This is a genomic window from Streptomyces sp. NPDC059853, from assembly GCF_042731495.1.
GTDB lineage: Bacteria > Actinomycetota > Actinomycetes > Streptomycetales > Streptomycetaceae > Streptomyces.
This window is the reverse complement of the sequence record NZ_JBHWJL010000320.1, coordinates 1-5,662: the sequence shown is the minus strand read 5'-3', so window position 1 is coordinate 5,662 and position 5,662 is coordinate 1. Positions and strand designations below refer to the sequence as shown.

Annotated in this window: 8 protein-coding genes; 4 read left to right on the top strand and 4 right to left on the bottom strand. The window is 73.7% G+C overall.

Annotation, left to right across the window (positions count from 1 at the left end):
• Both ACFV5N_RS23875 and ACFV5N_RS23870 read left to right on the top strand, forming a co-directional pair.
• The coding region (locus ACFV5N_RS23875; RefSeq protein WP_385603433.1) for a thioredoxin family protein at positions 1-257 on the top strand (257 nt) is incomplete at its 5' end.
• 10 nt (positions 258-267) lie between these two features.
• Positions 268-1,473, top strand: coding sequence for an aminotransferase class I/II-fold pyridoxal phosphate-dependent enzyme (locus ACFV5N_RS23870; RefSeq protein WP_385603430.1), 1,206 nt, complete (start codon positions 268-270; stop codon positions 1,471-1,473).
• Here the strand turns inward: ACFV5N_RS23870 and ACFV5N_RS23865 are convergent.
• Positions 1,421-1,942: a MarR family winged helix-turn-helix transcriptional regulator gene (locus ACFV5N_RS23865; RefSeq protein WP_385603427.1), complete on the bottom strand. Its 522-nt coding sequence runs from the start codon at positions 1,940-1,942 to the stop codon at positions 1,421-1,423. The two genes, ACFV5N_RS23870 and ACFV5N_RS23865, sit on opposite strands and share 53 nt — an antisense overlap.
• 260 nt (positions 1,943-2,202) lie before the next feature.
• Between ACFV5N_RS23865 and ACFV5N_RS23860 the strand changes: the two genes are divergently transcribed.
• Complete coding sequence (locus tag ACFV5N_RS23860) at positions 2,203-3,177, top strand: radical SAM protein (protein WP_385603424.1); 975 nt, start codon at positions 2,203-2,205, stop codon at positions 3,175-3,177.
• Positions 3,178-3,224: 47 nt separating this feature from the next.
• Here ACFV5N_RS23860 and ACFV5N_RS23855 read toward each other — a convergent pair whose 3' ends face one another.
• Genes ACFV5N_RS23855 through ACFV5N_RS23845 form a run of 3 tightly spaced genes read right to left on the bottom strand, consistent with a single transcriptional unit; the run spans position 3,225 to position 4,841 of the window.
• Complete coding sequence (locus ACFV5N_RS23855) at positions 3,225-3,563, bottom strand: rhodanese-like domain-containing protein (protein ID WP_385603421.1); 339 nt, start codon at positions 3,561-3,563, stop codon at positions 3,225-3,227.
• A 16-nt stretch (positions 3,564-3,579) separates the two neighbouring features.
• Positions 3,580-4,446: a hypothetical protein gene (locus ACFV5N_RS23850; protein WP_385603418.1), complete on the bottom strand. Its 867-nt coding sequence runs from the start codon at positions 4,444-4,446 to the stop codon at positions 3,580-3,582.
• Between the two features lie 17 nt (positions 4,447-4,463).
• Positions 4,464-4,841, bottom strand: a complete 378-nt coding sequence (locus tag ACFV5N_RS23845; RefSeq protein WP_385603416.1) for a winged helix-turn-helix transcriptional regulator — start codon at positions 4,839-4,841, stop codon at positions 4,464-4,466.
• 128 nt (positions 4,842-4,969) lie between these two features.
• Here ACFV5N_RS23845 and ACFV5N_RS23840 point away from each other — a divergent pair, with 128 nt between their 5' ends.
• Positions 4,970-5,611, top strand: coding sequence for an FMN-dependent NADH-azoreductase (locus ACFV5N_RS23840; RefSeq protein WP_385603413.1), 642 nt, complete (start codon positions 4,970-4,972; stop codon positions 5,609-5,611).
• The last annotated feature ends 51 nt before the right edge of the window (positions 5,612-5,662 follow it).

Below are 5,662 nucleotides of genomic sequence, written 5' to 3'. Positions count from 1 at the left end.
ACGACATCATGTTCGGCAAGGTCGACACCGAGGCGCAGCAGGAACTGGCCGCGGCCTTCCAGATCACCTCGATCCCCACGCTGATGGCGATCCGCGACAACGTCGTGCTGTACGCGCAGCCCGGCGCCATCCCCGGCACCGCGCTGGAGGAGCTGATCACCAAGGTCCGCGAGGTGGACATGGACGAGGTGCACCGCAGGATCGCCGAACAGCAGGACGCGGCGCAGCAGGGCGACGGCCCGAACCCCGGCGCCTAAAGTAGGGCGCATGACCAGCGGCGGGCGGGCGATCGAGACCTCCATCTTCACGGAGATGACGGAGCTGGCCCGGCGCACCGGGGCGATCAACCTCGGCCAGGGCGTGCCGGAACTCGCCGGCCCGCCCGCGCTGCTGCGCGAGGTCGCCGACGCCGTGCAGGCCGGGGAGAACCAGTACCCGCCGGCGTACGGCCTGCCCGCCCTGCGCGAGGCGATCGCGGCCCATCAGCTGCGCCGGTACGGGCTCGGGTACGCGGCCGACGGGGAGGTCCTGGTCACCACCGGCGCCACCGAGGCGCTGGCCGCCGCCGTGCTGGCGCTGACCGGTCCCGGCGACGAGATCCTCGCCTTCGACCCCTGTTACGACGCCTATCCGGCCGGTGCCCGGCTCAGCGGCGCCACGCTGACCGCCGTACCGCTCACCCCCGACCCGGACGGCGGCCGGTTCGCGCTGGACGCCACCGCCCTGCGCGCCGCCGTCACCCCGCGCACCCGGCTGCTGCTGTTCAACTCCCCGCACAACCCGACCGGCAAGGTCTTCACCCCGGACGAACTCGACACCGTCGCCGCGCTCTGCCGCGACCACGACCTGATCGCGGTCACCGACGAGGTGTACGAACACCTGGTGTACGACGACGGCGTCCGGCACCGCCCGCTGGCCGCCCTGCCCGGGATGCGCGAGCGCACCCTCACCGTCTCCTCGGCCGGCAAGACGTTCAACGTCACCGGCTGGAAGGTCGGCTGGGTCTGCGGCCCGGCCCACCTGGTCGCCGCCGTCGCCTCCGTCAAGCAGTTCCTCACCTACGCCTCCGGTACGCCCTACCAGGCGGCCCTGGCCCGGGCGCTGGACGGCGTCGAGGAGTGGGCCGCCGGGCTGCGCGACACGCTGCGCGCCCACCGCGCGCTGCTCGGCGAAGGGCTCGCGGCGGCCGGGCTGCGCCCGTACCGCGCCGAGGCCGGCTACTTCCTCCAGGCCGACATCCGGCCGTGGGGATACACGGACGGGATGCGGTTCTGCCGCGAACTGCCGGAGCGGGCCGGGGTGGTGGCCATCCCCACCGTCGCGTTCCGGGCCGCGCCCGGCGGGGCGGGGACCCCGGCGTGGCTGGCGCGGTTCTCGTTCTGCAAGGGGACGGAGGCGCTGCGGGAGGCCGTGACGCGGCTCAGCGCGGCGGCCCCGGCGGGGCGGGCGGCGCCGCCCCGCTCCACGGCGTAGGCCCGGGCACGTCCGGGGGCCACTCCCCGCTGGCGAGCTTGCGCAGCGGCCCGTGGACGGCGCGCCGCAGCGCCGCCTTGAACGCGGCGCGCTGCGAGGCGTCCAGGCCGTCCAGCGCGATCCGCTCGATGGCGGCGACCTCGGCCCGCGCGGCGGCCAGCGCCGCCTTGCCGTCCTCGGTCGCCGTGACGATCCGCGCCCTGCGGTCCTTCGGGTCGGGCCGGCGGGTGATCAGCCCGGCCGTCTCCAGGTCGTCCAGGACGGCGACCATCTTGCTCTTGTCGATGGCCGACGCCTCGGACAGCGCCAGCTGGGTGCGCGCCGGCTCCTCGGCGAGCCCGAGCAGCACGGTGTAACCCCACAGGTCCATGCCGTGCTGCCGCACGGCGCGGTCCTCGGCCACGGTGAGCCCGAACTTCATCTGGAGCAGCAGCCATCGCAGGTCGTCTTCAAGCTCCCCGCTGAACATGCGCAGATGCTAGCAAGGGCAAGATCTTTTCACCCGTAAATGATTTCTCCCGCCCTTCATCCAGCGGCCGCACCCGCCGTGGGCCCACCGGGCGTCAACGCCGCGCTCCCCGGATTCACCCGCCCGAACACCCCGGCGTCCCGGCCCAACGCGGCGCATGGGCCCGGGCCCGGGGGAAGCGGGGCCCGGGCGTCTCTTCGGGCGCCGTCACGTCGTTAGCGCAGTGACAACGCCGCGCCGTGACCGCATCCGGAGGACCGATGCCCCAGCCGACCCCCGCGCCGACCCGCCACCCACTGCACCCGCGCTTCGCCTGGCTGGAGATCACCGGTTTCTGCAATCTGCGCTGCCGGCACTGCTACGCCGATTCCTCCCCGCAGGGCACCCACGGGACGATGACGGACGCCGACTGGCTGCGGGTGCTCGGCGAACTGGGCGGCCTCGGCGTCCGCGACGTGCAGTTCATCGGGGGCGAGCCGACGCTCCACCCGGGGCTGCCCGGGTACATCGACCGGGCCCTGGCCCAGGGCATGGCGGTGGAGGTGTTCAGCAACATGACGCACATCGGCCCCCGGCTCTGGGACACCCTGCGCCGGGACGGGGTGCGGCTGGCGTTCAGCTACTACAGCGACGACCCGGCCGCCCACGACGCGGTCACCGGCACCGGCGGCGCGCACGCCCGCACCCGGGCGAACATCCGGCGCGCCCGCGAGCTGGGCGTCCCGCTGCGCGGCAACGTGATCGAGCTGCCGGCCCCGGCGCACGCCGAGGGCGGGCGGCGTGACCTGCTGGAACTGGGGATCCGGGAGGTGGGGACGGACCGGATCCGGCCGTACGGGCGCGGCGCGGCGGACGTACGGGACGGCGTGGAGGGTGCGGACGGCGCGGCGCGCGCCCCCGAGTGCGGCGGGCTGTGCGGACGCTGCGGCCACGGCCGGCTCGCCGTGCTCCCGGACGGCCGGGTCACCCCGTGCGTGTTCGCGCGCCGGCTCACCCTGGGCAACGTCCGCGAGCAGAGCCTGTCCGAGATCTGCGCGGGCGCCGCCACCCGGCAGGTCCTCGGCGAACTGGCGGCGCACTTCCCGCCGCCGGCCGAGAACACCACACCCGTGTGCCTGCCGGACTGCGGCCCGGCCGCAACGGTCGAGAAGGACAAGGGGAAGAAGGACCCCGCCGAGCAGGGAGAGGAGCAGGAGCGGGACGGGGGCCCCGGAGTCCCGGCCGGGCACCCCTGACGGGGCCCGCCGCCCGCGACCCGGCGAGCGGCGAGCGGTGCGGACGGTTACAGGACGAACGGCTCGCCCGCGTCGCTCACCAGCGGCTTGCCCGCGTCGTGCCAGGCGTGCAGCCCGCCCGCCACGTTCGTCGCGTCCACACCCTGCCGCACCAGGTACTCGGTGACCTGCGCGGACCGGCCGCCCACCTTGCACAGCACGAACAGCGGGCCGTCGCCGGCCCGCTCGGTGATCTCCCCGAGCCGGTCCACCACCTCGCGGATGGGGATGTGCAGCGCGCCCTCGACACGGCCGGCCGCCCACTCCTCCGGTTCGCGCACGTCCAGCAGCACGGCGTCGGCGGGCAGCTCACCGACGGAGACGGTGGGGATATTCGCGGAAGTCATACGCCCGAGCCTAACGTCAGCCGGCGGCGAGCACGGCGGCCAGCTCGGCCTCCTTCGCCGTCACCTTCTGCCGCAGTTCGGCCGCGACCTCCTCCAGCAGGGCGTCCGGGTCCTCGGGGGCCATCCGCAGCATCGCGCCGATCGCGCTGTCCTCCAGCGCGGCGGCGGCGTCCGCGAGCAGTTCCTTGCGGTTGGCCAGCCACTCCAGGCGCGCGTACAGCTCCTCGCGCCGCCCGTACCCGGCCGGTTCCGGGGTCGGTCCGACGCCGTTGTCCCACTCGGTGGTGAGCGCCCGCAGCTCCTCCGCGTCGCCGCGCCCGTACGCCTGGTTGACCCGGACCAGGAAGGCACCGCGCCGGTCGCGCTCGGTGGGGTCGGCGACGAGGTCGGGGTGGGCCCGGCGGACGAGTTCGCGGTAGAGCTTGCGGGCCTCCTCGCCGGGGCGCACCTTGGGCGGGGGCTGGACGGACTGCTCGGTGAGCATGGCCGCGGCCTCGGGCGAGAAGCCGTCGCCGTCCAGCCAGCCCTGGAAGAGTTCGGAGACCTGCGGCATGGGCGCCACCATGGCGCGCGCCTCGCGGGCCCGCCGCTCGTCCTCGGGGTCCTTGGTGCGGGCCGCGACCGCCTCGGCGATCTCGGCGTCCAGTTCCTCCAGCCGGGCGTAGAGGGGGCCGAGGCGCTGTTCGTGGAGCCGGGAGAAGTTCTCGACCTCGATCCGGAAGGTCTCGACCGCGATCTCGAACTCGATCAGGGCGGCCTCGGCCGCCCGGACCGCCCGGTCGAGGCGTTCGGTGGCGGCGGCCTCCTCGTGGGCGTCGTCCGCTGCGCTGTCCTGGCGGGCCTCGCCGGCCCGGGGCTGCTCGTGCTCTTCCGGGATTGTCACCCCGTCAGCCTAGGCGGTCACTCGCGCAGGGCCTCGGGGCACTGCTCCGCGCCGTCCACCAGATGCCGCTCGGCCCAGCGGGACAGCTCCACCAGGGCGGGGCGCAGGTTCTCGCCCGCCTCGGTGAGCCGGTACGTGACGCGCAGCGGCGGTCCGGGGTCCACCTCGCGGGAGACCAGGTCGAGGGCAGCCAGCTCGCTGAGCCGGTCCGAGAGCATCCGTTCGCTGATGCCGGGGATGGAGCGGCGCAGGACGGCGAAGTGGCCCGGCCCGCTCATCAGGGCAGCCACCACCAGGCCGGTCCACCGCTTGCCGAAGACGCTGAACACCCTGGTCATCGCGTCATCAGGCTCGGTACAGCCGCCGCCGTCCTGCCCGTCCCGTCGCTCCGCCATGGCTCCTACTGTACGGGAAGGAAGCAAGTTGCTAAATAAAAGTAAGCTGCTACGCTCAAAGAATCTGCGCACTTTGCCGCAGCTACATACGCGTTTCACTACCAGCCGTCACGAAGGAACCAGCCCTCATGCCCACGCTGCTGCACATCGACTCGTCCCTGAACGGTGACAACTCCGTCTCCCGTGAGGTCACCAAGACCTTCCGCGACGCCTGGCTCGCCCAGCACCCGGACGGTGAGGTCATCTACCGCGACCTGTCGGCCCAGCCGCTGCCGCACATCGACGCCGTCTCGTACTACGCCCCGAACGTTCCCGCCGAGGACCGCACCCCCGAGCAGCAGTCCTCCTACGCGCTGCGCGACGAGCTGGCCAAGGAGCTGGAGGCCGCGGACGCCGTCGTCATCGGTGCGCCGCTGTACAACTACACCATCCCGTCCACCCTCAAGAGCTGGCTGGACCACATCATCATCGGCGGGCGCACCTCGCAGACCGAGGAGTCCACCGTCGCCGGCAAGCCCGTGACCGTGGTCACCAGCCGCGGCGGCTCCTACGCGCCCGGCACCCCCATGGAGGGCAACGACTTCGCGCAGAACTACCTGCAGTGGGTCCTCGGCGGCTCCCTCCGCCTCGACGTGCACTTCATCGTGCCCGAGCTGACCCTGGCCCGGATCGTCCCGGCCATGTCCGGTCTGATCGAGAAGGCCGACGCCTCCCGTGCCGAGGCCCACGAGCAGGCCCGCGAGCGCGCCAAGGCCCTCGCCGCCGCCTGAGCCGCCCTCGCACCGACGACGGAGCCCCGCGGGACGGATGTCCTGCGGGGC